26 protein-coding genes and 1 pseudogene are annotated in these 26,298 nt (G+C 56.4%); 18 read left to right on the top strand and 9 right to left on the bottom strand.

What is annotated here, in order from left to right:
• Nucleotides 1–78: 78 nt before the first annotated feature.
• Complete coding sequence (hrpB, locus tag ID864_RS04705; RefSeq protein WP_191149497.1) at nucleotides 79–2,538, bottom strand: ATP-dependent helicase HrpB; 2,460 nt, start codon at nucleotides 2,536–2,538, stop codon at nucleotides 79–81.
• Between the two features lie 56 nt (nucleotides 2,539–2,594).
• Here hrpB and thpR point away from each other — a divergent pair, with 56 nt between their 5' ends.
• The 9 genes from thpR to panD all read left to right on the top strand — a co-directional run bounded on the left by thpR (nucleotide 2,595) and on the right by panD (nucleotide 9,679).
• Nucleotides 2,595–3,122, top strand: coding sequence for an RNA 2',3'-cyclic phosphodiesterase (thpR, locus tag ID864_RS04710; RefSeq protein WP_133624435.1), 528 nt, complete (start codon nucleotides 2,595–2,597; stop codon nucleotides 3,120–3,122).
• Nucleotides 3,123–3,131: 9 nt separating this feature from the next.
• On the top strand, nucleotides 3,132–3,836 hold the full coding sequence (sfsA, locus tag ID864_RS04715) for a DNA/RNA nuclease SfsA (protein ID WP_099754625.1): 705 nt from the start codon (nucleotides 3,132–3,134) through the stop codon (nucleotides 3,834–3,836).
• A gap of 235 nt (nucleotides 3,837–4,071) precedes the next feature.
• On the top strand, nucleotides 4,072–4,527 hold the full coding sequence (dksA, locus tag ID864_RS04720) for an RNA polymerase-binding protein DksA (protein WP_048914966.1): 456 nt from the start codon (nucleotides 4,072–4,074) through the stop codon (nucleotides 4,525–4,527).
• A 68-nt stretch (nucleotides 4,528–4,595) separates the two neighbouring features.
• Nucleotides 4,596–5,465 (top strand): tRNA glutamyl-Q(34) synthetase GluQRS, encoded by an 870-nt coding sequence (gene gluQRS, locus ID864_RS04725; protein ID WP_191149639.1) that lies wholly within the window; start codon nucleotides 4,596–4,598, stop codon nucleotides 5,463–5,465.
• A 97-nt stretch (nucleotides 5,466–5,562) separates the two neighbouring features.
• Nucleotides 5,563–6,984, top strand: coding sequence for a polynucleotide adenylyltransferase PcnB (pcnB, locus tag ID864_RS04730; protein ID WP_208864919.1), 1,422 nt, complete (start codon nucleotides 5,563–5,565; stop codon nucleotides 6,982–6,984).
• Nucleotides 6,981–7,460 (top strand): 2-amino-4-hydroxy-6-hydroxymethyldihydropteridine diphosphokinase, encoded by a 480-nt coding sequence (gene folK / locus ID864_RS04735; RefSeq protein ID WP_048914964.1) that lies wholly within the window; start codon nucleotides 6,981–6,983, stop codon nucleotides 7,458–7,460. Before pcnB ends, folK begins: the two co-directional genes overlap by 4 nt.
• Before the next feature lie 109 nt (nucleotides 7,461–7,569).
• On the top strand, nucleotides 7,570–8,364 hold the full coding sequence (gene panB / locus ID864_RS04740) for a 3-methyl-2-oxobutanoate hydroxymethyltransferase (RefSeq protein ID WP_048914973.1): 795 nt from the start codon (nucleotides 7,570–7,572) through the stop codon (nucleotides 8,362–8,364).
• A 15-nt stretch (nucleotides 8,365–8,379) separates the two neighbouring features.
• Nucleotides 8,380–9,234 (top strand): pantoate--beta-alanine ligase, encoded by an 855-nt coding sequence (panC, locus tag ID864_RS04745; RefSeq protein WP_048914963.1) that lies wholly within the window; start codon nucleotides 8,380–8,382, stop codon nucleotides 9,232–9,234.
• A 64-nt stretch (nucleotides 9,235–9,298) separates the two neighbouring features.
• On the top strand, nucleotides 9,299–9,679 hold the full coding sequence (panD, locus tag ID864_RS04750; protein ID WP_099754623.1) for an aspartate 1-decarboxylase: 381 nt from the start codon (nucleotides 9,299–9,301) through the stop codon (nucleotides 9,677–9,679).
• A gap of 49 nt (nucleotides 9,680–9,728) precedes the next feature.
• Here the strand turns inward: panD and ID864_RS04755 are convergent, their stop codons facing one another.
• Nucleotides 9,729–10,499, bottom strand: a complete 771-nt coding sequence (locus ID864_RS04755; protein ID WP_048914961.1) for an ABC transporter permease — start codon at nucleotides 10,497–10,499, stop codon at nucleotides 9,729–9,731.
• Nucleotides 10,496–11,422 (bottom strand): ABC transporter ATP-binding protein, encoded by a 927-nt coding sequence (locus tag ID864_RS04760; protein WP_099754532.1) that lies wholly within the window; start codon nucleotides 11,420–11,422, stop codon nucleotides 10,496–10,498. Before ID864_RS04760 ends, ID864_RS04755 begins: the two co-directional genes overlap by 4 nt.
• 231 nt (nucleotides 11,423–11,653) lie before the next feature.
• Here ID864_RS04760 and can point away from each other — a divergent pair, with 231 nt between their 5' ends.
• A complete protein-coding gene (gene can, locus ID864_RS04765; RefSeq protein ID WP_048914959.1) occupies nucleotides 11,654–12,316 on the top strand; it encodes a carbonate dehydratase in 663 nt (220 codons plus the stop codon).
• A gap of 206 nt (nucleotides 12,317–12,522) precedes the next feature.
• Here can and hpt read toward each other — a convergent pair whose 3' ends face one another.
• Nucleotides 12,523–13,059 carry a hypoxanthine phosphoribosyltransferase gene (gene hpt / locus ID864_RS04770; protein ID WP_048914958.1) on the bottom strand — a complete coding sequence of 179 codons (537 nt, stop codon included), beginning with the start codon at nucleotides 13,057–13,059 and terminating at the stop codon, nucleotides 12,523–12,525.
• Between the two features lie 250 nt (nucleotides 13,060–13,309).
• Between hpt and ID864_RS04775 the strand changes: the two genes are divergently transcribed.
• Complete coding sequence (locus tag ID864_RS04775; protein ID WP_191149498.1) at nucleotides 13,310–14,587, top strand: cystathionine gamma-synthase family protein; 1,278 nt, start codon at nucleotides 13,310–13,312, stop codon at nucleotides 14,585–14,587.
• Between the two features lie 99 nt (nucleotides 14,588–14,686).
• On the opposite strand, the gene cueO is transcribed toward ID864_RS04775, so the two are convergent.
• Nucleotides 14,687–16,291, bottom strand: coding sequence for a multicopper oxidase CueO (gene cueO / locus ID864_RS04780; RefSeq protein WP_048914956.1), 1,605 nt, complete (start codon nucleotides 16,289–16,291; stop codon nucleotides 14,687–14,689).
• Nucleotides 16,292–16,471: 180 nt separating this feature from the next.
• Here cueO and ID864_RS04785 point away from each other — a divergent pair, with 180 nt between their 5' ends.
• From ID864_RS04785 to ID864_RS04800, 4 genes are all read left to right on the top strand, one after another.
• Complete coding sequence (locus tag ID864_RS04785) at nucleotides 16,472–16,819, top strand: YacC family pilotin-like protein (RefSeq protein WP_048914955.1); 348 nt, start codon at nucleotides 16,472–16,474, stop codon at nucleotides 16,817–16,819.
• A 99-nt stretch (nucleotides 16,820–16,918) separates the two neighbouring features.
• On the top strand, nucleotides 16,919–17,776 hold the full coding sequence (speE, locus tag ID864_RS04790) for a polyamine aminopropyltransferase (protein WP_048914954.1): 858 nt from the start codon (nucleotides 16,919–16,921) through the stop codon (nucleotides 17,774–17,776).
• A 27-nt stretch (nucleotides 17,777–17,803) separates the two neighbouring features.
• Complete coding sequence (speD, locus tag ID864_RS04795; RefSeq protein WP_048914972.1) at nucleotides 17,804–18,613, top strand: adenosylmethionine decarboxylase; 810 nt, start codon at nucleotides 17,804–17,806, stop codon at nucleotides 18,611–18,613.
• 418 nt (nucleotides 18,614–19,031) lie between these two features.
• Nucleotides 19,032–19,214 (top strand): hypothetical protein, encoded by a 183-nt coding sequence (locus tag ID864_RS04800; protein ID WP_048914952.1) that lies wholly within the window; start codon nucleotides 19,032–19,034, stop codon nucleotides 19,212–19,214.
• Nucleotides 19,215–19,303: 89 nt separating this feature from the next.
• Here the strand turns inward: ID864_RS04800 and yacL are convergent, their stop codons facing one another.
• The 3 genes from yacL to ID864_RS04815 all read right to left on the bottom strand — a co-directional run bounded on the left by yacL (nucleotide 19,304) and on the right by ID864_RS04815 (nucleotide 23,608).
• Entirely contained in the window at nucleotides 19,304–19,666 is a 363-nt protein-coding gene (gene yacL, locus ID864_RS04805; protein ID WP_048914942.1) for a protein YacL, read from the bottom strand.
• Between the two features lie 161 nt (nucleotides 19,667–19,827).
• Complete coding sequence (gene acnB, locus ID864_RS04810; protein ID WP_191149499.1) at nucleotides 19,828–22,425, bottom strand: bifunctional aconitate hydratase 2/2-methylisocitrate dehydratase; 2,598 nt, start codon at nucleotides 22,423–22,425, stop codon at nucleotides 19,828–19,830.
• Between the two features lie 796 nt (nucleotides 22,426–23,221).
• Nucleotides 23,222–23,608 carry a cupin domain-containing protein gene (locus ID864_RS04815; RefSeq protein WP_191149500.1) on the bottom strand — a complete coding sequence of 129 codons (387 nt, stop codon included), beginning with the start codon at nucleotides 23,606–23,608 and terminating at the stop codon, nucleotides 23,222–23,224.
• A gap of 151 nt (nucleotides 23,609–23,759) precedes the next feature.
• Here ID864_RS04815 and ID864_RS04820 point away from each other — a divergent pair, with 151 nt between their 5' ends.
• Together ID864_RS04820 and ID864_RS04825 are read left to right on the top strand one after the other, a co-directional pair.
• On the top strand, nucleotides 23,760–24,452 hold the full coding sequence (locus ID864_RS04820; protein ID WP_191149501.1) for a helix-turn-helix transcriptional regulator: 693 nt from the start codon (nucleotides 23,760–23,762) through the stop codon (nucleotides 24,450–24,452).
• 75 nt (nucleotides 24,453–24,527) lie between these two features.
• On the top strand, nucleotides 24,528–24,803 hold the full coding sequence (locus ID864_RS04825) for a helix-turn-helix domain-containing protein (protein ID WP_191149502.1): 276 nt from the start codon (nucleotides 24,528–24,530) through the stop codon (nucleotides 24,801–24,803).
• Nucleotides 24,804–24,867: 64 nt separating this feature from the next.
• On the opposite strand, the pseudogene ID864_RS04830 reads toward ID864_RS04825, so the two are convergent.
• Nucleotides 24,868–25,058, bottom strand: a pseudogene (locus ID864_RS04830) (type II toxin-antitoxin system VapC family toxin); the annotation flags it as partial.
• A 455-nt stretch (nucleotides 25,059–25,513) separates the two neighbouring features.
• Here ID864_RS04830 and ID864_RS04835 point away from each other — a divergent pair.
• Entirely contained in the window at nucleotides 25,514–26,296 is a 783-nt protein-coding gene (locus tag ID864_RS04835) for an enoyl-CoA hydratase/isomerase family protein (RefSeq protein WP_048914939.1), read from the top strand.
• Nucleotides 26,297–26,298: the final 2 nt, after the last annotated feature.

Here is a 26,298-nt window from a genome sequence, read left to right on the forward strand (position 1 = left end):
CGACTACTCTCGTCGCACAGGGGCCGTTACGGAAGTGGAACCTTCCGAATATTCGGGCCACGATTCAGTACAGAAAAATCACGTCGCGGAAAACTTTTTCACGCGCCGCGTCGGTAATGTATTTGCCGGGTCATCCGGCCACAGATGTTTGGGGTAGCGCCCTTTCATCTCTTTTTGCACTTCCCGGTAAGCCCCGTTCCAGAACGCCGCCAGATCGCGGGTGATCTGCAGCGGGCGCTGCGCCGGGGATAGCAGCTCCAGAACCAGCGGAATGCGCCCTGCGGCAACGCTGGGATTGTGCGCTTCGCCGTACATCTCCTGCAGACGCACCGCCAGGGCGGGCGGTTTATCAGCAGAGTACTGGATCGGCAGGCGGCTTCCGGTCGGCACAGTGTAATGAGTTGGCAATGCAGTATCCAGTTGCTGTCGCTGTGACCATGTGAGCAATTGTAATAACGCAGCGGCACAGTCGAGCTGGCGCAGGCCACGCGCATCGCGCACGCCATTCATCGCGGGCAGCAGCCAGCGCTCCAGGCGCTCCAGCAGCGCGGGCTCATCGGCGGCGGGCCACTCCTCTTCCGGCAGCCACTGCGCGGCACAGACCAGCCGCAATCTTAGCTGCTCTGCCTGTGGCGTCCAGTTCAGCACCGATAAACCTTTGCTGCGCACCCAGCGCAGCATCGCCGCGTGCAGCTCCTGCTCGTCCGGTTTCGCCAGCGGCTGCGACTTCAGCACCAGCTGGCCGACCTGCTCACGGCGCCAGGCGCGCAGCGTGCCTTTCTCTTCATCCCACTCCACTTCAGTTTGCTGCGTCAGCAGAACAGGAAGCTGGCGCACCAGCTGGTCGATATCCAGCGGCAGCGCCTGCAAAATACGCGCGTCGGGTTGGCTATGGCTCTGCAGCAGCTGTGGCGCAATCAGCCACTCGTAGCGGGTTAAGGCCTCTTCACGATCGAGCGCGGCCCCGCTGCCGTTCGCCAGCTGATAGCGCCCCTCGGCACCGCGCCGCCGCGCGATGCGGTCCGGGAAGGCTACCGCCAGCAGCGCCGGGAGGCGATCTTCATCCAGCGTTCCACCACTGACCTTCAGCCGCTGCTGCAGCTGACGGGCGCGGCGCTGCCACTGCGGCAGGCGGCGCTGGAAGCTGTCGCGCAGGTCGGGGCTGCCGCGCTGTGGATCCTCCAGCATCGCCACCAGCTGGGCGGCGGTGGCGACCGCATCGGCATCGCTGCCGGCGGCAATCAGCATCGCGGCAAAGCGCGGTTCGCTGCCGAGCGCGGCCATTTTGCGCCCCTGCGCATTCAGACGCCCGTCACCGTCGGTCGCCCCCAGCTTTTGCAGCAGCTGACGCGCCGCCTCGATACCCGCGGCGGGCGGCACGTCCAGCCAGTTAAGCTGGTTGATATCGTGGCAGCCCCACTGCAGCAGATCGAGCCACAGCGCCGCGAGATCGCTGGTGAGTATTTCCGGGTCGCTGTGGGCGGCAGCGCGCTCCGCCTGCTCCTTGGCTATCAGATGCAGGCAGATGCCGGGTTCGAGGCGCCCGGCGCGCCCGGCACGCTGGGTCATCGAGGCCTGGCTGACGCGCCGGGTTTGCAGGCTGGTCAGCCCGCTGCGCAGGTCGAAAAACGCGCTGCGCTCCAGCGCGCAGTCCACCACCAGACGAATGCCCTCGATGGTTAAGCTGGTTTCGGCGATATTGGTAGCCAGCACCACTTTGCGCCGCCCGGCCGCGGCAGGCAGGATAGCCCGGCGCTGATCCGCCAGCGATAGCGCACCGTATAACGGGCAGAGGTCAACATCGCTGGCGACAAGGTCGCTAAGCGCACTCTGCACACGCTGGATCTCCGCCACGCCGGGCAGAAACAGCAGCAGCGAGCCGCTCTCCTCGCGTAATAGCTGGCTCACCTGGCGTGCCACCGCATCGTCAAAGCGCAGCGTGGGGGAGAGCGGCTGGTAGCGGCGATCTACCGGGAAGGATCGCCCCTCGGAGGCGATCAGCGGCGCATCCGGCAGCCACTCGCGCAGCCGCGAGTTGTCCAGCGTTGCCGACATGATCAGCACTTTCAGATCGTCACGCAGCCCGCCCTGCACGTCCAGCAGCAGCGCCAGCGCCAGATCGCCCTGCAAACTGCGCTCGTGAAACTCATCAAGGATCACCAGCGACACGCCCTCCAGCATCGGATCCTGCTGCAGCATGCGCGTCAGGATCCCTTCCGTCACCACCTCTAAGCGTGTGTCAGGCCCGCAGCGCGACTCGCCACGCATGCGGTAGCCAACGATCTCGCCCGGCTGCTGGCCCAGCAGCTCGGCCAGCCGCTGTGCAACGTTGCGCGCCGCCAGCCTGCGCGGTTCCAGCAGCAGGATGCGCCCGCTGAATCCCGCCTGTTGCAGGATCTGGAGCGGCAGCCAGGTGGATTTTCCGGCGCCGGTCGGGGCAGCCAGCAGCACCTGCGGGGCGGATTGCAGTGCCGCCAGCAGTTCGGGTAGGACGGCACTGACCGGTAATGAACTCACGTATTTACTCCAGAACGCCATGGTCATAATCTGCGGCGCATTGTAGCATTCCCGGGTTTGATTTACCGGAGGACGCGATGAGCGCACAAAAACGGCTGTTTTTCGGCCTCGAACTGCCGGATGAGTGTAAGCAGAGCCTGATCCAGTGGCGCGCCGCGACCTTCCCGGCGGAAGCGGGCCGCCCGGTAGCCGCCGACAGCCTGCACCTGACGCTGGCGTTCCTCGGCGAAATCAGTGCGCAGAAGCAGCGGGCGCTGATGCAGCTCGCCGGCCGCATTACGCAGCCCGCTTTTACGCTGACGCTGGATGATGCCGGGCACTGGCCGCGCTCCGGCGTGGTGTGGCTGGGGCCGCGCCAGGCGCCGCGCGGGCTGCTGCAGCTGGCAGAGCTGCTGCGATCGCAGGCGGCACGCAGCGGCTGTATGCAACCTGCTCTGCCTTTTCATCCGCATGTCACATTACTGCGCCACGCTCTGCACCCGGTGTCGTTGCCGCCGCGCAATTTTCACTGGTCAGTGCCGGTCGAGCGCTTTGTCCTGTTTCAGTCACATTTTACGCGCGGTCGCACCCGCTATGAAGAAGTGGCGGAATGGAAATTACGATAAGGAATTCCTATGGAATTTAGCCCGGACCTGCAACCCGCGCGGCTGGTTAAACGCTATAAACGCTTTCTGGCTGATGTGGTCACCCCGCAGGGTGAAGAGCTGACAATCCACTGTGCTAATACCGGGGCAATGACGGGCTGCGCCACGCCGGGCGACATGGTGTGGTATTCGACATCGGCCAGCCTGACGCGAAAATATCCGCACAGCTGGGAGCTAACCGAAACGCAGCAGGGCGACTGGATTTGCGTCAATACCTTACGCGCCAATGGGTTAGTGCGTGAGGCACTTAATGCAGGCCAGATTGCGGAATTATCCGGTTACGATACGCTGCTGCCTGAAGTTAAATATGGCGCAGAAAACAGCCGGATAGACTTCCTGTTACAGGCAAGCGATCGCCGTAACTGCTATATTGAAGTCAAATCCGTGACGCTATTACAGCAGGGTAAAGGGTATTTTCCGGATGCGGTGACCGTGCGTGGCCAGAAACACCTGCGCGAGCTTAGTCAGATTGCGCAATCGGGCCAGCGGGCGGTACTGTTCTTCGCCGTTCTGCACTCGGGGATTGAGGACGTTGCCCCGGCGCGACACATTGATGCTCGCTACGCAGAACTCCTGTCGCAGGCCCGGCAGAATGGTGTAGAGGTGCTATGTTATAAGGCGCAGTTATCACCGGAGGGGATGGTTCTCAGAAAAGCCCTGAAAGTGGAGTTGTAAAATTTAGCGCAATTTGCTTTTATACTGCCGATCGCGCAAATACGCTTTTCCTCACATGCTTGTCAAGGCGTGATCAGGAATAATTGCTTACCTTAACCGCTTCTGGTATTTATAGCGGCCTGTTTTTTTCCCCATGTGGGATCGATACCCGAAGATTTCGGGTTGCGGGATAGCGACCAACGCCCCTGCAGCTTAAAGATGAAGGGTGTAGTGCGTGTTATCCAGGAGAAGCAACATGCAAGAAGGGCAAAACCGTAAAACATCGTCCCTGAGTATTCTCGCCATCGCTGGGGTGGAGCCATACCAAGAGAAGCCGGGCGAAGAGTATATGAATGAAGCCCAGCTGGAGCACTTCAAGAAAATTCTTGGGGCGTGGCGTAATCAACTCCGGGATGAAGTCGATCGTACGGTCACACACATGCAGGACGAAGCCGCTAACTTCCCGGACCCGGTCGATCGTGCCGCTCAGGAAGAAGAGTTCAGTCTTGAATTGCGTAACCGCGATCGCGAGCGCAAGCTGATTAAAAAGATCGAAAAGACGCTGAAGAAAGTTGAAGACGATGATTTCGGCTACTGTGACTCCTGTGGCGTTGAAATCGGTATCCGTCGTCTGGAAGCGCGTCCTACCGCCGATCTTTGCATCGACTGTAAAACGCTGGCAGAAATCCGCGAAAAACAAATGGCCGGTTAACGGCATATGATTGTGCAGTGAAGCGGGGAATCTCTCCCGCAGTCGCTTCACTGCCCATCTTCAAGATGATGACCTCAGACTATATCGGGCGCTTCGCCCCCTCCCCCTCCGGTGAACTTCACTTTGGCTCTCTGATTGCTGCTTTAGGCAGTTATCTCCAGGCTCGCGCGCAGCATGGCGCGTGGTACGTACGCATTGAAGATATTGACCCGCCGCGTGAAGTCCCCGGTGCGGCAACGCGTATCCTGCAGCAGCTGGAGCAGTACGGACTGGAGTGGGATGGAGAAGTCCTGTGGCAGTCGCAGCGCCATGAAGCCTACCGCGCCGCGCTCGATCGACTGCAGCGTGACGGGCACAGCTACTACTGCACCTGCACGCGCAGCCGTATTCAGCAGGTTGGCGGGCTGTACGACGGCCACTGCCGGGCGCTGGGGCTCGGGCCGGAAAACGCCGCGCTGCGCCTTAAGGTTGATCGTCCGCTGAGCGAATTTCACGACCAGCTGCGTGGCAGCGTCAAGGCCGATGCCAGGCTGGCGCAGGAAGACTTTATTATTCATCGCCGCGATGGGCTGTTTGCCTATAACCTTGCGGTGGTGGTGGATGACCATTTCCAGGGCGTGACGGAAGTGGTGCGCGGCGCGGATCTGATTGAGCCGACCGTGCGTCAAATCACGCTCTACGATCAGTTTGGCTGGCCTGCGCCGCGCTATCTGCACCTGCCGCTGGTGTTAAACCACGACGGCAACAAGCTCTCCAAGCAGAATCATGCGCCGCCGCTGCCGGAAGGCGATCCGCGCCCGGCGCTGGCAGCAGCGCTGCGTTTTCTCGGTCAGCCGGTGGCAGAAAGCTGGCGCGATCTGAGCGTTGCCGCGCTGTTACAGCACGCAATCGGTGACTGGAAGTGCAAAAAAATCCCAATAAACGACGCGCAGCAGTAGCATACACCGACTTCGGCATTCTCAAACGCTTCACTCTGAGCTATGATTAGCCGCTGTTTTTACCGACCAAATTTCATTGTCACTATCGAGGTGTCCCATTTTTACCCGAGTTGCTAATTTTTGCCGGAAAGTCCTCAGTCGCGATGACGTGGCGCCAGCCGAGGTCGAGGAAGTGCGTCAGATGACCGTCATTCCGCGCGATAGTCATAACATCTCGCGCAAGGACATCAGTGAAAATGCCCTCAAGGTACTGTATCGCCTGAACAAAGCCGGATTCGAAGCCTACCTGGTAGGCGGCGGCGTGCGCGATTTGCTGCTGGGTAAAAAACCGAAAGACTTCGATGTGACCACCAACGCCACGCCGGATCAGATGCGTAAACTGTTCCGCAACTGCCGTCTGGTCGGTCGTCGCTTCCGCCTCGCGCACGTGATGTTTGGCCCGGAAATTATCGAGGTCGCCACCTTCCGTGGTCACCATGAAGCGGAGCAGCCGGTTGCTGATGACCGCAACAGCTCGCAGCGCGGCCAGAATGGTATGCTGCTGCGCGATAATATTTTCGGTTCGATTGAAGATGACGCCCAGCGCCGCGATCTGACGATTAACAGCCTCTATTACAGCGTGGCCGACTTCACCGTGCGTGATTACGTGGGTGGCCTGAGCGACCTGCAGCAGGGCATCATCCGGATGATCGGTGACCCGGAAACCCGCTACCGTGAAGACCCGGTGCGTATGCTGCGCGTGGTGCGCTTCGCCGCCAAGCTGGACATGAGCATCGCGCCCGAAACCGGTGAGCCCATCCCGCGTCTCGCTACGCTACTGAACGATATCCCACCGGCACGCCTGTTCGAAGAGACGCTGAAGCTGCTGCAGGCGGGTTACGGTCATCAAACTTATCTGAAACTGCGTGAATATCAGCTGTTCCAGCCGCTGTTCCCGATCATCACCCGCTACTTCACCGAACAGGGTGACAGTAATATGGAGAAGATGATCCTGCAGGTGCTGAAAAATACCGATAACCGCATCCACAACCAGATGCGTGTTAACCCGGCGTTCCTGTTTGCGGCGATGTTCTGGTATCCACAGCTGGAAGCCGCGCAGAAAATCGCCCAGGAGAGCGGGCTGGTCTATTACGATGCCTTCGCGCTGTCGATGAATGACGTGCTGGATGAGGCGTGCCGCTCGCTGGCTATTCCAAAACGCATTACCACGCTGGTGCGGGATATCTGGCAGCTGCAGCTGCGCCTGTCGCGCCGCCACGGTAAGCGTGCGTGGAAGCTGATGGAGCATCCGAAATTCCGCGCCGCTTACGACCTGCTGGCACTGCGTGCCGAAGTGGAAAACAACCACGAACTGCAGCGTCTGACCACCTGGTGGGGCGAGTTCCAGGTTTCTGCGCCACCGCAGCAGAAAACCATGCTCAACACCCTGGGCGATGATCCGGTGCCACGCCGCCGCACCCGCCGCCCGCGCAAGCGCGTTCCCGGCGGCCAGCGCCGCGACCATAACAACGACGCATGATCCGCGTTTATCTGGCGCTGGGCAGTAATCTGGCCGACCCGCTGCATCAGGTGCAATCTGCCCTGAATGCGCTGGCGGCCCTGCCTGATACCACGCTGGTAGCCACCTCTTCTCTTTACCGCACCCCCCCTTACGGCCCGCCGGACCAGCCTGATTTTCTCAATGCTGCCGTGGCGCTGGATACGGCACTTGCGGCCGAAACCCTGCTCGACCATACCCAGCGCATTGAGCTGGAGCAGGGGCGCGTGCGCAAAGCGCATCGCTGGGGGCCGCGCACGCTTGACCTCGACATCATGCTGTTTGGTGAGCAGACGCTGAGCACGCTACGCCTGACGGTCCCCCACTACGATATGCACAATCGCGCCTTTATGCTGCTGCCGCTGCTGGAGATCGCCCCCGATCTGACCTTGCCCAACGGCACCCGCATCGCGGATTTGCTGGCGACGCTCGACAGCAGCAGCATCCGGCACTGGTAATCGGCAAACCGCGGGCCGGGCATGCCCGCGACCTCACCCGCGACAATGCTGACATCCCTCTCCCCTTCCATTAAGATACGCCCAACAGAAAATGCCTAACGGGGATCTGATGAAACCGACTACCGTCTCGACCTTACGCCAGTGGAAGCAGCAGGGGCACAAATTCGCCACCATCACCGCCTATGATTACAGCTTTGCCCGCCTGTTTGCCGATGAGGGTATTCAGGTCATGCTGGTGGGTGACTCTCTTGGCATGGTGGTTCAGGGCCACGACTCCACGCTGCCGGTCACGGTTGCCGATATCGCTTACCACACGCAAACCGTGCGCCGTGGCGCCCCCGCTGCGCTGCTGCTCGCTGACCTACCGTTTATGAGCTACGCCACGCCACAGCAGACCTTTGACAGCGCCGCGACGCTGATGCGCGCCGGGGCCAACATGGTGAAGCTGGAGGGCGGCAAGTGGCTGGCGGAAACGGTGCAACAGTTAACCGAACGCGCGGTGCCGGTGTGTGGCCACCTCGGGCTGACGCCGCAGTCGGTGAATGTTTTTGGCGGGTACAAAGTGCAGGGTCGTGAAAGCGCCGATGCCGAGCGCCTGCTGGAAGATGCACTGGCGCTGGAAGCAGCAGGCATACAGCTGCTGGTGCTGGAGTGCGTGCCGGTTTCGCTGGCAAAACGCGTGACCGAGGCGCTGGCCATCCCGGTGATTGGCATTGGCGCGGGCAGCGTCACCGACGGTCAGATACTGGTGATGCACGACGCCTTTGGCATTACCGGCGGTCACATTCCTAAATTTGCCAAAAACTTCCTCGCTGAGGCCGGAGAGATCCGCGCCGCAGTGCGTCAGTATGTAGCAGAAGTTGAAGCCGGAAGTTATCCGGCCGCTGAACACAGTTTCCAGTAAACCAGGAGAAACACCGTGCTGATTATTGAAACCCTGCCGATGCTGCGCCGCGAAATTCGCCGCTGGCGCCAGGACGGCAAGCGCATTGCGCTGGTGCCAACCATGGGCAACCTGCATGACGGGCATATGACCCTGGTGGATGAAGCGCGCGCGCGTGCCGATATCGTGGTGGTGTCGATCTTCGTTAACCCGATGCAGTTTGAGCGCGCAGACGATCTGGCGCGCTATCCGCGCACGCTGCAGCAGGATTGTGAAAAGCTGAACCGCCGCGGCGTTGATCTGGTGTTCTCCCCGGCACCGGGCGATGTCTATCCCAAAGGGCTGAGCGAGCAGACGTTTGTCGACGTTCCCGGCCTTTCCACCCTGCTGGAAGGCGCCAGCCGCCCGGGGCACTTCCGCGGCGTTTCCACCATCGTCAGCAAGCTGTTTAACCTGGTGCAGCCCGACCTCGCCTGCTTTGGCGAAAAGGATTACCAGCAGCTGGCGCTGATCCGCAAAATGGTGGCGGATATGGGCTACGATATTGATATCGTCGGCGTGCCCACCGTGCGTGCCAAAGATGGCCTGGCGCTCAGCTCGCGTAACGGCTATCTGAGCAGCGATGAGCGTAAAATCGCCCCGGTGCTGAGCCAGGTGATGCACAGCATCGCTGCAAAACTGGAAAGCGGCGAGCGCCATGTGGAAGAGATGATTGCGGCGGCGGAAAGTGAGCTGGCAGCGCAGGGCTTACAGGCCGATGGGCTGGCGATTGTGGATGCCGATACGCTGCTGCCGCTCAATGTCGACAGTCAGCGTGCGGTGATCCTGATGGCGGCCTGGCTCGGCAAGGCTCGCCTGATTGATAACCAACAGGTTGATCTGACCCAGTAGACAGACGTGCGGCGCCGGGTAATACTGGCGTCCGTTTTTTGCATTGACTGTAGAGTGATGAGTTATGAATCGTACTATGTTGCAGGGCAAACTCCACCGGGTCACCGTGACCCAGGCTGACCTGAATTACGAAGGTTCCTGCGCCATCGATCAGGATTTCCTCGATGCTTCCGGCATTCTGCAATACGAAGCGATCGATATCTATAACATCAACAACGGCCAGCGTTTCTCAACCTACGCTATCGCCGCCGAACGCGGTTCGAAAATCATCTCGGTCAACGGTGCGGCAGCGCGCTGTGCCTGCGAAGGGGACCTGCTGATTATCTGTTCGTACGTGCAGATGTCGGACGCAGAGGCCCGCGAGTGGCAGCCGAAGGTGGCCTATTTCGAAGGTAAAAACCAGATGAAGCGCGTGGCGAAAGCCGTGCCGGTTCAGGTGGCGTAAAAAGCCAAACATGTAGGGGCCGATCGGAAAAATGATCGGCCCCTATCCATCAGGTACGTAATCCGCGACCGCGCTGGATCAGCACCCACACCAGAATATAAAACACCGCAATAAACGCCACCAGCACGCCCAGCGTAAACGCCAGCGGCACATCGTTAATCCCGAGGAAACCGTAGCGGAATCCGCTGATCATATAGACGATCGGGTTCAGCTTCGACACCATCTGCCATACCGGCGGCAGCAGCGTCAGTGAATAGAACACCCCGCCAAGGTAGGTCAGCGGCGTCAGCACGAAGGTCGGGATCAGGCTGATATCATCGAAAGTCCGGGCAAATACCGCATTCAACAGGCCCGCCAGCGAGAACAGCACCGCCGTCAGCAGCAGCGTCACCGCCACCATCAGCCACGAATGCACCTGGAACGGCACGAAGAACAGCGAAATCGCCGTCACCAGCACGCCCACGCAGATCCCGCGCGCCACGCCGCCGCCGACATAACCGGCGATAATCACGTGCGTCGGTACCGGTGCCACCAGCAGCTCTTCGATATTGCGCTGGAACTTGGCGCTGAAGAACGACGAGGCCACGTTGGCATAGGCATTGGTGATCACCGCCATCATAATCAGGCCCGGCACAATAAACTGCATATAGCTGAAGCCGTGCATCTCACCGATGCGCGAGCCGATCAGGTTGCCGAAAATAATAAAGTAGAGCGTCATGGTGATCACCGGCGGCACCAGCGTCTGGATCCAGATGCGGGCGAAACGGTTAATCTCTTTACCCCAGATGCTCTTCAGGGCGACCCAGTATAAATGTGTCATGCTTTTTCTCCTGTGCGCCCGTTAACCAGGTCGACAAACAGCTCCTCAAGACGGTTGGCCTTGTTGCGCATACTCAATACCTGCACGCCCTGATGGCTGAGCTGGCTAAACACGCTGTTCAGCCCCTGCTCACGCAGCACTTCCACTTCCAGCGTCGAGGTATCAATCAGCCGATACTGGAAACCTTCCAGCTTCGGCAGCGGGCTTTTAGCCGCGAGGTCGAGAATAAAGGTTTCCGATTTCAGCTTAGAAAGCAGGCCCTTCATTGAGGTGTTTTCCACCAGCTCACCGCGCTGGATAATGCCGATATTGCGGCACAGCATTTCGGCTTCTTCCAGATAGTGGGTGGTCAGGATAATGGTGGTGCCCTGCGCATTCAGCTCCTGCAGGAAGGTCCACATTGAGCGGCGCAGTTCGATATCCACCCCGGCGGTTGGCTCATCGAGGATCAGCAGCTTTGGCTCGTGCATCAGCGCGCGGGCGATCATCAGGCGGCGCTTCATCCCGCCGGAAAGCATGCGCGCACGTTCGTTGCGTTTATCCCATAAATCCAGCTGCTTCAGGTATTTTTCCGCACGCTTTAACGCGTCCGGTTTCTCCACGCCGTACAGTCCGGCCTGGCTGACCACAATCTGCATCACGGTTTCAAACTGGTTAAAGTTGAACTCCTGCGGCACCAGCCCGAGCTGACGCTTGGCGTTGACCACGTCCTGCTGCAGGTCATAGCCAAACACCCGGACTTTGCCGCCGGTTTTGTTAACCAGCGAGCTGATAATGCCGATGGTGGTAGATTTACCGGCGCCGTTAGGGCCGAGCAGCGCATAGAAATCACCGGCCTCGACAGCGAGATCGATGCCCTTGAGCGCCTGAACCCCGCCTGTGTAGGTTTTGGTCAGCTTTTCAAGTTCCAGTGCATATGTCATAGGTAAGCGAGAGCCTTATTCATTTATACCCTTCAGACTTCAAGCTGCAGGTGCGTTGGCTACATTCGTTCACCCGAATCACTGACTTCAGTAAGCTCATCGGGATTCACTCATTTGCCGCCTTCCCGCAACTCGAATTATTTTGGGTATGGGTTTCTTGTTTGTCATTTCCAATCACGGTGCGTTGCCCTATATTACGGTACGCATTTCGAGGTAGTGGCAGACATCATTATGAAAGACATTAACACCCTTATCAGCAACAATCGCCAGTGGTCCAAATTACTGAAAGAGGAAGATCCCGGTTTCTTTGAACGCCTGTCTCTGGCGCAGAAGCCGCGCTTCCTGTGGATTGGCTGTTCTGACAGCCGGGTACCTGCCGAGCGCCTGACCGGGCTGGAGCCGGGTGAACTGTTTGTTCACCGCAACGTCGCCAACCTGGTGGTGCACACCGATCTCAACTGCCTGTCGGTGGTGCAGTACGCGGTTGAAGTGCTGGAAGTGGAACACATTATTATCTGTGGTCACTACGGCTGCGGCGGCGTTCAGGCGGCGGTGGATAACCCGGAACTCGGCCTGATTGACAACTGGCTGCTGCATATCCGTGATTTGTGGTACAAGCATAGCGCGTTACTCGGTGAACTGCCGCCGGAAAAGCGCTTTGATAAACTGTGTGAAATCAACGTGATTGAGCAAGTTTACAACCTCGGCCACTCCACCATCATGCAGTCAGCGTGGAAACGCGGGCAGAAGGTCAACATTCACGGTTGGGTTTACGGTATTCAGGACGGTTACCTGCGCGATCTGGAAGTCTCCGCAACCAGTCGTGAAATCCTCGAACAGCGCTATCGCCACGGTATCGCCAACCTGCTGAACGACCCGGATCTCAATCCGTAATCCCCATTTATATCCTTGCTCTAAATTATTCACGCTGGATGAAGGCGGCAAGCCTGCGAATCCCCGGGAGCATAGGTCACTATGTGACTGGGGTGAACAGGAGAAGCCAACGCACAGGCAGCTTGAAGAATGACGAGCAAGCGGCGTATGTTATTACAGGCCGGAAAATCCGGCCTTAGTCGATTGTGCTGTGGATAAACCTGCGATTACTCGTCCAGCATCACCACTTTGCCCACGTACGGCAGGTGGCGATAGCGCTGGGCATAGTCAATGCCGTAGCCCACCACAAACTCGTCAGGAATGGCGAAACCGACATACTCTACCGGCACGTCCACTTCGCGGCGGGAAGGCTTATCCAGCAGGGTGCAGATCGCCACGGATTTCGGGCCGCGCAGGTTGAAAAGCTCACGCACTTTGCTCAGCGTATTACCTGAATCGATAATATCTTCGACGATCAGCACGTCTTTACCGCGAATATCCTCATCCAGGTCTTTAAGGATTTTCACATCACGGGTGCTCGAGGTGCCATTTCCGTAGCTCGACGCCGTCATAAAGTCGACTTCGTGGGGGACATCAATGGCGCGACACAGATCGGCCATAAACATAAATGAACCGCGCAGCAGGCCCACCAGCACCATTTCACTACCGCTGTCGCGGTAATGTTCAGTGATTTGCTGGCCGAGTGCGGCAACGCGGGATTTGATCTCCGCTTCGGAGATCATAACTTCAACGGTGTGTTTCATAGCTCTTCGTCGATTGCTCAGGGAAAGCGCCGCAGTTTATCACACTTCTCACGCCCGGCGCTCGCTGTTGCGCAACGTGGCTTTCATTCGCGCGCGACAGACATATAGACTGCTGTACGTTCAGATAGCCACATTTCATATCGCATAATGATTTAACCATAGAGCGTTTATTCATTTATCAGCACAACCTGCCACATGCTAGCTTAGCGTCCAGAATAAGTAATCATCATGCCAGCAGGCAGGAGAACACATGGCTTCATCACATTCCAAAAAGACCCACATTGGCACGCGCGAGCTGCAGCCCGAAACGCAGATGCTGAACTACGGTTATGACCCGGCGCTCTCTGAAGGCGCGGTTAAACCCCCGGTGTTTCTCACCTCGACCTTTGTGTTTAACAGCGCGGAGGAGGGGCGGGATTTCTTTGATTACGTTTCGGGCCGGCGTGAACCCCCTGCGGGCGAAGGCAACGGGCTGGTCTACTCGCGCTTCAACCACCCCAACAGTGAAATTGTCGAGGATCGGCTGGCGATCTACGAGCGTACCGACAGCGCGGCGCTGTTCTCGTCGGGGATGTCGGCGATCTCCACCACCCTACTGACCTTTGTGAAACCGGGTGATGTTATCCTGCACTCACAGCCGCTGTATGGCGGCACCGAAACGCTGCTAAGCAAAACCTTCCACAATCTTAGCGTGACCTCGGTGGGCTTTAGCGATGGCGTTAATGAAGCATCGGTACAGGCGGCGGCGGATGCCGCGATGGCGCAGGGGCGGGTGTCGGTGATCCTGATTGAATCCCCGGCGAACCCGACTAACAGCCTGGTGGATATCGCGCTGATTAAGCGCGTGGCCGACAAAATTGAACACCAGCAACAGCACCGCCCGGTGATTGCCTGCGATAACACCCTGCTCGGCCCGGTGTTTTCCCGCCCGACGGAGCACGGGGCGGATATTTCGCTCTATTCCCTGACCAAATATGTCGGCGGCCACTCGGATCTGATCGCCGGGGCAGCGATGGGCAATAAGGCCCTCATCCGCCAGGTGAAGGCGCTGCGCAGCGCAATCGGCACGCAGCTCGATCCGCACTCCAGCTGGATGATTGGCCGCTCGCTTGAGACGCTGGCACTGCGCATGGAGCGGGCGAACGATAATGCCGCCGCCGTGGCGGAGTTTCTGCGTAGTCATCCGGCGGTCGAGCAGATTCACTATCTGCCATTCCTGGCGGCGGACTCTGCGGCCGGAAAAACCTGGCGCGCCCAGTGCAGCGGTGCCGGTTCGACCTTCTCGTTCGATATTCGGGGCGGTCAGGAGGCGGCATTTAAGTTCCTCAATGCGGTGCAGCTGTTCAAGCTGGCGGTCAGCCTCGGCGGCACCGAATCTCTCGCCAGCCATCCGGCCAGCACCACCCACTCCGGCGTGCCGCTGGAGGTGCGCGACCGCATTGGCATAAAATCCTCTACCATCCGTTTATCGATCGGTATTGAGAACAAAGATGATTTGATCGAGGATTTGCGCCTGGCGCTGGGATAGAGGCGGGCGAGGCATGCCTCGCCCCTACAAAGGCAAGGAGATGTTTTCGTAGGGGACGACCTTTTTTCCGGTCGTCCCGTTTAGCTGGCACCCTCGGGCTTAAGCCACGGTAAACCCGAGCATCATCCCGGTATCTTCGTGCTCCAGCAGATGGCAGTGCGCCATATAGGCCTGGTCTGGCGTGGCCTGATGGTTAAACCGGACCAGCACTTCGCTGCGCCAGCCCTCAACGCGCACCGTGTCCTTCCAGCCGCTGCGGTGCGGCGCGGGCGGTTTACCGTTTTCTGACAAAATGCGGAACTGGGTACCGTGAATGTGGAACGGATGCAGCATCTGATCGCCTTCGCCCGAGAGGGTCCACTTCTCATACGCGCCCTGCTTCACTTCGAACGAGGGTTTATCCATGTTGAACGCCACGCCGTTAATCTGATTTCCCTGGTGGAAGTCATAAGCTTTCGGCGTTTTGGCATGGTCCATTCCCGCCATCTCGCCGTGATCCATCCCCGACATCGCCATCTGCGGCTTAGCGTCCGCTTTGTCGCTGTCGTGCGCATCCATACTCATGCCCGCCATCGACGCATGGCCGTATTTCTCCATCAGCGCCAGCATGCCGCGACGGTCCAGCTCAGGGTCCATCATCAGCTGTAGCCAGCGCGTATTGGCGCCCTGCGCAGCAGGCACGGCAGGCATCTCAACCAGCCTATCCGGCAGCGTGCCGCTGGCCTGCACCTGCAGCGGCGCAATCGACAGTACCGGCAGCGGCTGGTTAAACGGCGGTAGCGTCATCCCCATCTGGCGCACCGGCAGCGTTTGCAGGTCGAACGGCTTGCCATCGGTGGTATCGACCAGCACTTCGAAGCGCTCGCCCGGCATCATCGGCAGCTCGCTAACCTGCACGGGTTCACCCAGCAGCCCGCCATCGCTGGCAATCACATACATCGGGCGCTTATCGCTGGTGGTGATATTCAGCGAGCGGGCGTTACAGCCGTTGAGCAGGCGCAGGCGCAACCAGCCGCGCGGCACGCCCGCCTGCGGGTAAATCGCCCCGTTAGTCAGCATGGTGTCGCCAAACCAGCCGACGGCGGCACTCATGATATCCAGCTGATAGTCGATCTGGCTGCCGTCAGCGGTTAGCCGTTTGTCCTGCAGGATCACCGGAATATCATCAATGCCCCACTGCTTTGGCAGCAGCAGCTCGCCGCTCTCCGGGTCGTTAATCAGCACCAGCCCGGCCAGCCCTTGCGCCACCTGATAACCGGTACGGCCATGCTGGTGCGGGTGGAACCAGCAGGTCGCAGCAGGTTGGTCCGGGGTAAAGGTCACGCGGCGGCTCTGGTTAGGCGCAATGCGCGCCTGGGGTCCGCCATCGACCTGGCCGGGCAGCTCCAGACCGTGCCAGTGCACCGTCGTCGCTTCCGGCAGGCGGTTATACACGGTGATGTTGACCTCTTTGCCACGCTCCAGCTGGATTGCCGGGCCAAGCAGAGCGCCATTATAGCCCCAGGTAGGGACATTTTTTCCGCGCCAGCTGCTGCTGCCCGCCTGCGCGATCAGGCTAATTTCACTGCGAGCATCGGCAGTGAGTAATGAGGGGATCGGCAACAGCGGCCGCTGTTCCGCCGCCATCAGCGAGCGGCTCCACAGTGGCAGTGCGCTGGCAGCGCCCAGCGCGGCGCTTAATTTGAGAAAATCACGGCGTTGCATCGTCCATTCCTTGCGTCAAACGTGAATAATGCGGGCAGCATAAACCCTGCCCCAGCGGTAAGGTCAAGCCCGTTTACTTTGTGCGGATTGGGCGCTTCAGGAATTTTCTACGCTAATTTTGGCTGGCACCTGGCCTGAACTGTGCTAACGTCAGGTTATTGCACACGTATGAGAATAACTATGAAGAAAAGCATCAAGGCTCTGTTGCTGTTAGGGCTGTTTGGCTTCTCCTCCACCAGTTTCGCCCTGAGCGAATCGGAAGCAGAAGATTTGGCAGATTTAACCGCCGTATTTGTTTATTTGAAAAACGACTGTGGCTATCAGGATTTACCGGACGGGCAAATTCGCCGGGCACTGGTCTTTTTTGCACAGCAAAACCGTTGGGATTTAACCAATTACAACAGTTTCAACATGAAAGCGCTGGGTGAAGACAGCTATCGCGATCTGAGCGGTATTGCCGTTCCTAATGATACCAAGTGCAAATCTCTCGCACGGGACTCGCTGAGCCTGCTCGCCTACGTGAAATAAACCTCTGATATCCTTCCTGCTGCCGATCATTTGACCGTGCAACCACGGTCATAAATGGCTATGATATTGGCCCATTTTTCGTCAGGAGGAGTCCCCACCATGACCGATAAAGAAATGTGGTATGAAACGCTTCATGCCGGATTCGGACAGTATTTTTCTGTCGATAAAGTACTGTATCGCGAACAAACCGGGCATCAGGATCTGGTCATTTTTGAAAACTCCGCGTTAGGTCGCGTCATGGCGCTGGACGGTGTGGTACAAACCACCGAGCGCGATGAGTTTATCTATCATGAGATGATGACCCACGTTCCGCTGCTGGCTCACGGCGCGGCAAAACACGTGCTGATTATCGGCGGTGGCGATGGTGCCATGCTGCGTGAAGTCAGCCGTCATCAGAACATCGAAAAAATCACCATGGTCGAAATTGATGCGGGCGTGGTGACGTTCTGCAAACAGTACCTGCCGAACCACAGCCAGGGCGCTTATGACGATCCGCGCTTTACGCTGGTGATCGACGATGGCGTGAACTTCGTGAGCCAGACCGGTGAAAAGTTTGATGTCATTATCTCTGACTGTACCGATCCGATTGGACCGGGGGAAAGCCTGTTTACCTCAGACTTCTATCAGGGATGCCACCGCTGCCTTAATCCTGGCGGCATCTTCGTGGCGCAGAATGGCGTCTGTTTCCTGCAGCAGGACGAAGCCGTCAACAGCCACCGCAAGCTCGGCCACTACTTTGCGGATGTCAGCTTCTATCAGGCGGCGGTGCCGACCTATTACGGCGGCATCATGACCTTTGCCTGGGCCAGCGACAACCCGGCGCTACGCCAGCTGGATGCGGCCACTATCGCATCGCGCTTTGACGCAGCAGGACTGACCTGCCGTTACTATAATCCGGCAATCCATACGGGCAGTTTTGCCCTGCCGCAATATCTGTTGAATGCGCTGGCTGACTAGCCGGGCATTCTTAGGGGGTGAGTGAAATTGCAAAAGCTGAAACTACATGGCTTCAACAACCTGACGAAAAGCCTGAGTTTTTGTATCTACGATATCTGTTACGCGAACACTGAGGCTGAACGCGACGGATACATTGCGTACATTGATGAGCAGTATAATGCTAACCGCCTGACCGAAATTCTGAGCGAAACCTGCTCGATTATCGGGGCGAACGTGCTGAATATCGCACGCCAGGACTATGAACCACAGGGTGCCAGCGTGACGATTCTGGTGAGCGAAGAGCCTGTCGATCCGCGCGATATTGATACCTCTGAGCACCCCGGCCCGCTGCCAAACTCCGTGGTTGCGCACCTTGATAAGAGCCATATCTGCGTGCATACCTACCCGGAAAGCCATCCCGAAGGCGGGCTCTGTACTTTCCGTGCCGATATTGAAGTATCAACCTGCGGCGTGATTTCGCCCCTGAAAGCGCTGAACTACTTAATTCACCAGCTGGAGTCCGATATTGTCACCATCGACTATCGCGTGCGCGGCTTTACGCGCGACGTCAACGGGGTGAAACACTTTATCGACCACGAGATCAATTCGATCCAGAACTTTATGTCGGACGATATGAAGTCGATGTATGACATGATGGATGTGAATGTCTATCAGGAAAATATGTTCCATAGCAAAATGCTGCTGAAGGAGTTCGATCTTAAACATTATCTGTTTAATACCGACCCTGCCGACCTCAGCCCGCAGGAACATAAGCGTATCACCGATCTGCTGTGGAAAGAGATGCGTGAAATTTACTATGGCCGCAACATTCCAGCCATTGGATTAAAAGCGCCTTAACCGCTTAACTTATCGCTTTAAGTTATTCGTATAAATAAACGGCCTGCGGGCCGTTTTTTATTTCTGCCATTTTCATTTAATCACATTGTAATTTGCGTAACGCTACGCAATAAATCCGCTGCCAGCCTGTTGCTCTCCCCTTGCTGCATGAGGCACGATAGCTGCACTGGCATAAGGATAATCGAAAACCAGATCAATAATACCCATTTCGCCAGACAAAATATCGGAAGTAGAGCAGTTATTGTATTTAGAAGGGGTATTGAAACCATCTTATCCCACTATTAGGAACATCATCCTGAGATATACTGTTTTATCGCCAGTGATGAAAAACTGAATCAAGTTTATCACTCAATTTCGAGTAAACTGCTCAGGCAACATAAGGGATTTTCTTTGCAACGAGCTACAGGAGATAAGGAATATGTCATCAGAACACCAAACAGCTTCCCTGAAGAATTCTGACCGAGCGCGTGCAACTCAGGTTAAATTAATTGAACGGGCCCAGGCCGCTCTGGCAGAGGCACGTAAAAATGGCACCGTAGAAGTGATTACCACTAAAGACGGCACGCAGTTTCTCAGCGTGAAAATGAAGCCCGAGTCTTAACAGCGCAGGGCCATGACCAGCCCCTACGGGATGAGGTTGCCCCCATCCCAGGGGCCGATCTTTTGTTTTGATCGGCCCGCATTCGCTGCTCATCGCCCCTGCAAAAACGCGCGATAGGCGGCGATCACCGCGAGAAAATCCTCCACGCCGCAGAACGCCAGGCTCTCTTCGTCGTAATAGCTCATGCCGTCTTCCATCTCGTCGCCGTCAAAACCGAGCTGATTGGCGCGGATCATCACCTCTTCTTCATCCAGCAGCAGCGTGTACTCTTTCCCCACCCGCTGCCACTGGCGCACGCTGCCTTTCACTTCAGCCACTGCCGCTTCCACTTCATCCAGCAGCGCGAGGTTTTCATTCACCTCATCATTAAACCAGTGGCCGACGGCCTCGTGGCCCATCGTCATGCGGACTTTCACCACGCCGGTGATGTCCCTTAAAAATTCGTATTCCATGATACTTTCCTCCAGCACAGACGGCTTACTGTTGCGCGTCTGCCCCGACAAATCTGAGCTTGAGCGCGCATTATCGCAGCCCGCCTGCACAAAAGCAGCGCTTTTACGTCAGGCATAAAAAAACCGGGCACGAGGCCCGGTTTGTCAGCGCTAACTGGGGGTTAAACCGCAGTCTGGAAAATCACGCCGTCAGCTTTGTCGGTGTACTGGCTCAACTGGTCAAAGTTCAGGTAACGGTAGGTATCCACCGCAGTTTTGTCCACCTGGTCCATGAACTTCAGGTACTCTTCCGGCGTTGGCAGTTTGCCCAGCAGAGACGCTACCGCAGACAGCTCGGCAGACGCCAGGAAGACGTTGGCACCGGTACCCAGACGGTTCGGGAAGTTACGCGTGGAGGTCGACACCACCGTTGCGCCATCTGCCACACGCGCCTGGTTACCCATGCACAGGGAACAGCCGGGGATCTCGATGCGCGCGCCGCTCTTACCGAACACGCTGTAGTAGCCCTCTTCAGTCAGCTGCGCCGCGTCCATCTTGGTTGGCGGAGCCACCCACAGACGGGTTGGCAGCTGGCCTTTGTGCGCATCCAGCAGCTTACCAGCCGCACGGAAGTGACCGATGTTGGTCATGCAGGAGCCAATAAACACTTCGTCAATCTTGGTGCCCTGCACGTCGGACAGCAGGCGGGCATCGTCCGGGTCGTTTGGCGCACAGAGAATTGGCTCTTTGATGTCGGCCAGATCGATTTCGATGACTGCCGCGTATTCCGCGTCAGCATCGCCTTCCATCAGCTGTGGATCCGCCAGCCATTTCTCCATGCCCTGGATACGGCGCTCGATGGTACGACGGTCGCCGTAGCCTTCAGAGATCATCCACTTCAGCAGCACGATGTTCGAGTTGAGATACTCGATGATCGGGTCTTTGCCCAGCTTGATGCTACAGCCCGCTGCAGAGCGCTCTGCCGAAGCATCGGACAGTTCGAATGCCTGCTCAACTTTCAGGTCAGGCAGACCTTCAATTTCGAGGATGCGGCCAGAGAAGATGTTTTTCTTACCTTTCTTCTCAACGGTCAGCAGGCCAGCTTTGATCGCATACAGCGGGATCGCGTGTACCAGATCGCGCAGGGTGATGCCAGGCTGCATTTTGCCTTTGAAGCGCACCAGCACCGACTCTGGCATATCCAGCGGCATAACGCCGGTTGCCGCAGCAAACGCCACCAGGCCAGAACCCGCCGGGAAGGAGATGCCAATAGGGAAACGGGTGTGCGAGTCACCGCCCGTACCGACGGTATCCGGCAGCAGCATACGGTTCAGCCAGCTGTGGATAATGCCGTCGCCAGGGCGCAGCGATACACCACCACGGTTCATAATGAAGTCAGGCAGAGTGTGGTGCGTGGTCACGTCCACCGGCTTCGGATAGGCCGCGGTGTGGCAGAAGGACTGCATCACCAGGTCCGCAGAGAAGCCCAGGCAGGCAAGATCTTTCAGCTCATCACGGGTCATTGGACCGGTGGTATCCTGCGAGCCAACCGAGGTCATTTTCGGTTCGCAGTAGGCACCAGGGCGCACGCCGTCAACGCCACAGGCGCGGCCAACCATTTTCTGCGCCAGGGAGAAGCCACGGGTGCTGGCCGCCACGTCTTTCGCCTGCTCAAACACGTCGCTGTGCGGCAGACCGAGAGATTCACGCGCTTTGGTGGTCAGGCCACGGCCGATAATCAGTGGAATACGGCCACCCGCACGCACTTCATCCAGCAGCACGTTGGTTTTCAGTTCGAAATTAGCCAGCACTTCACCGGTTTCGTGATTGCGCACTTCGCCTTTGTAGGGATAGATGTCGATCACATCGCCCATATTCAGACGGTCAACGTCCACTTCGATCGGCAGTGCGCCGGCATCTTCCATGGTGTTGAAGAAGATCGGCGCGATTTTACCGCCGAGGCAGACGCCGCCGCCCTTCTTGTTTGGCACGTAAGGGATATCGTCACCCATAAACCACAGCACCGAGTTGGTGGCGGATTTACGTGAAGAACCGGTACCGACCACGTCACCTACGTAAGTCAGCGGGAAGCCTTTTTGCTGCAGGGCTTCAATCTGTTTGATCGGGCCAACGTTACCGGCATCATCGGGTTCGATGCCTTCACGGGCGTTTTTCAACATCGCTAACGCGTGCAGTGGAATATCCGGGCGCGACCAGGCATCCGGCGCCGGAGAGAGGTCGTCGGTATTGGTTTCGCCGGTCACTTTGAACACGGTTACGGTGATTTTTTCTGCCAGTTTCGGACGCTTCAGGAACCATTCGGCGTCAGCCCAGGACTGAATAATTTTCTTCGCGTGAGGGTTGCCCGCTTTGGATTTTTCTTCAACGTCATAGAAGTTGTCGAACATCAGCAGCGTGTGGGACAGGGCTTCAGCGGCAATTGGCGCCAGCTTTTCATCGTCAAGCGCTTCGATCAGCGCATGGATGTTATAACCGCCCTGCATGGTGCCCAGCAGCTCAACGGCTTTTTCAGGAGTAACCAGAGGAGAAGTCGCTTCGCCTTTCGCGACAGCAGCCAGGAAACCGGCTTTAACATACGCCGCTTCATCTACGCCCGGCGGCACTCGGTTAATTAACAGGTCTAACAGAAACTCTTCTTCACCCGCTGGAGGGGCTTTTAGCAGTTCAACCAGCGCGGCCATTTGGGAAGCATCTAACGGTTTAGGAACAATCCCCTGGGCAGCACGCTCGGCAACGTGCTTACGGTATTCTTCTAGCACGACGTTCTCCTCACTCTCATTGTATTTGGCATCCCGGGCTACCTAAGTCACCGCGAAGTGAAAACAATCCGTGTGTAGGGTAAGGTGCCCGGTTTCGCGAGTGGCAGCATAGCAGGATTCGGCCTGCATGTTAATCTGTTTACAAAAAAGCAACATCAGCTTGCTGCTGCTTCACGCGGCCATAAACAGCCCTTTGCAGCGCTTTTCACTACCTTTTCAGGCTAGTTTTGGCAATCTCACTGCGACAGCGATTAAAAAACCGCATATCTCCCGCACAGTCATCTCCCATCAGAGCCTGTGGAAATAATTTCAGCTTATTTATCAGATGATTTTGATAACTTATGGGGTGGGATTGGCGCGTTGGTCACTGGCGGGTTGCTTCGGATGTAATGTTGATGACTTGCGTCACTCACCAGCAGAGCAACAATCGTTAAAATCCGCAGACTCTAAGACAGAATTTTCTAAGCTGCCTGTACGGCAGTGAATTGTTTAGTCATGGCAGCATTGCGTCAAAGCCACTATCACTGAGCTAAGGAGTCGTGAATTGGCATGAACTCAAAGCAGCCTACGTGATAGTGGGTAAATTTTTTTATGCAGAATATGCTACACACGAGCCTTTGCTTGCGCGACAAACTGATCCAACGCTGCACGTGAGAGAAAACAAGTAGAGCTATTTTTCTCTGGCAGGGAAGCAGGCTGGCGCGTCATACGATGCTTGGCAAAGCGCTGTGGATTTCTTTGATTAAAGTGGCGTTGTGCATGGTGGTGGGCAGCAGATCGCCGCCCCGCCGTTTACTCAACTGGCTATATCGTCAAAAAAGGTTCTGTCGGTCGTAATATGCGTAGGCGGACATAAAAAGATAAATTCCATGTCGGTGAGCGCTATCAGCTGATGCGCAGTACCTGGATAGATGCAAAATACCGAACCTGAATTTATCGGGTCCGAACGGGTATTTTTCACCGTATGATTGTCACTATCTCCAGTCCATATCTTCCCCTGGCCCGACATAATAATATACCACTCTTCTCCCTCGCTGTGACTGTGGCACGTCACTCGCTTTCCTTTTGCTAATGAGGTGCCGTAGGCACACAGCCCATTCTTGATGACCATCTCCGTAATTGAAATCCCTGCCAGCTGATCCTTTTCCGCACGATCAATATTAAAATTTGATATTAAAATCACGTTTAGCTCCTTTTTTTTACAATTCAGAGTAACTTTTACCCTATAAAAACTGCACTATAAACAATCTAATTACCTACACTCATAACATGGACATGTAAAAGATAATGTGCAAAAAATATTAAAATGGATAAATTACTACAAGGGAAACAGAATGAAAGATATTTATAAACTGAGAGCCAGCGTCAATAATATGATTAGATTCTGGGAGATAAGTCAGGAACCATGGGGAGCGAAAGACGCCACATCAACGTTTATCTATGCAAACAGTGCTTATTGTAGATTACTTGGATTACCTGAAGGTTACGACGTAGCCGGCAGAAAGGATGGCGAGTTGCCGGCATCAACAGCGTGCTTCCAGGAACAATTTCAGGCACATGACCGTAAAGTTGAAGCAATGCAGGATCGCGTCACGTCAATAGAAATTCATCCATTTGAAAAACATGACTGGCTACAACCCTGGTATTTTGACAAATATCCCTTGTTTGATGATGTGGGATTATGCTGTGGAACTATTTTTCATGGCCGCCCCGTAGATGCACTGGTGTTAACCAGCCTTGAAAGCATTCAAATCCCAACATCACTCGTATTTACTCCCCCATCAGAGCTGTTTACAACCAGTGAATGGGATTTGATTTTTTATGTCATCCATGGTTTTACAGGTAAAGAGATATCAAACAAACTATGCCTGTCCAAAAGAACCATAGAAAACAGAATGCGGGTCATCCATAGCAAAGCCAATGTAAATAATAAGCGCGCATTCCTGGACTACTGCTTCCAGCATAATTTCAATAGTTACATCCCACAGAATTTCTTTCAAAAGCCTGAATCAAAAGTGGGAAAATGAACCAAAAAAACCTTCTAACACATGATTACAAGAAAAACATAAAATCTAATAAACCCGAATAAAAAGGTTGAGATCATGAATCGAAATAAAACCAAAACTAGCATTAACACTCCAGACTGGCACAGGGCGCAAATCCAGTGCGCACTCAGAATGAAAGGCTATTCTTTAGCACAGTTATCTCGCGAGTACGGTTTATCATCCGGTACGCTGGCAAATGCTTTATCAAAACCATGGCTGAAGGGTGAGTTAATTATTGCTATGAAAATCGGGATTCCGCCAGAAAAAATCTGGCCATCGCGGTATTATGATGACGAAAAACCAGTCAAAAGAATATTAAGAAAAGTATATTAGCAGTGTTTTCAGCATACGTTTTTTTATCAATGCACAAAGCTCATTATTGCTAAAATTATTCTGATCAGTCCTCCAGCATAATGCCTGGCAATCGCTTAAACTCCCGCGTGTTATTAGTCACCAGAATAGCACCGACGGCAATGGCCGTATCGTTAGGATCAATCGGCGTACCGGCGGTACTCAATGGCATCTTAATGTCTGTGGTGACATCAACCGCCCTTCGATCCCAGGGCAGTATGCATCCAGGCGGGAGCAACTCTGTTTTCTAAGCTGCCTGTACGGCAGTGAACTGCAGACTTTACGACAGAATTTTCTAAGCTGCCTGCTCGGCAGTGAACGGTTGGCAAACCACTCTAACTCGTTATAAACATTATTCAATTGCTGCACTCCTGGTAAAAAACCCTTTTTTAAAGCTGTTCGATTAGATCGTTTAAAATCAAAAAGTTATCGAGGTGACAAAAAAGAGGGTCGTGCGGTTTTCAATAACGTACAGATCATTAAGAGTGACAGTGGATGAGATAAGCCTCTAAACACCAGGTCGAGGCATGCCTCGACCCTACCCTCGACTTTAAATACTTAGTTTTTTTCAGCAGAAGGATCTTTTTGCTTTAAAACTTCAACCTCGCGAACTCGCGCGTCGTAAGCTTGCTAAAAAAATGGATAGGCATAAAGCTACACTCTTCGCCCTCAGACAGTCACGGTAAGCCATGATGAATAGCCAACAACCGAACACGCAGCTGGTGCGCTGCGACCGCCCGATTGCCCACGTGGCGCGCCTGACGCTTAACCGCCCCGCCGCCAGCAATGCCTACAACGCGGTGATGGTAGCCGAGCTGGAAGCGTGCCTGAGCTGGTGCGAGCAGCAGCCGGATATCCGCACGGTGATCCTCACCGGCAGCGGTACGGTATTCTGCGGCGGTGCCGATTTGCAGGAAGCATTCACCGATGGCGGCAAAGGGCTGATGAACTCTCACGGTGGCTATAACCCGTTGCAGCACCTGCCCCGGCGCAAAATCTGGATTGCCGCGCTTAACGGTCATGCCTTCGGCGGCGGGCTGGAGCTGGCGCTGGAGTGCGATTTTATTATCGCGGCGCAGCAGGTGAAAATCGCACTGCCGGAAGTGAAGCACGGGCTGCTGCCGCTCGGTGGCGCGATCGGCCAGCTGGCCACGCGGCTGCCTGCCAGCGTGGCGCGTGAGATGCTGCTGATCGGCGAACCGATGGACGCACAGCGGGCACTGGCGCTGGGGCTGTTTTATCAGCTGGCGGAGGCGGAAGAGCTGATGGAGAGCGCGCTGGCGCTGGCGGCCCGCCTAAACCGCAACGCGCCGCTGGCGGTTCAGGCCTGCAACGCGCTGTTGAGAGAGACTCTCGCTGAGGATCTGCGCCAGCGCAGCGCTGAAGAGTTACAGCAGCTGCAAAGCAGCCTCGACTATCAGGAAGGCCTGCACGCCTTTGCTGAGCGGCGCGCCCCGCAGTGGCGCGGAAAGTAGGA

The sequence above is a fragment of the Erwinia aphidicola genome, from assembly GCF_014773485.1.
Lineage (GTDB): Bacteria > Pseudomonadota > Gammaproteobacteria > Enterobacterales > Enterobacteriaceae > Erwinia > Erwinia aphidicola.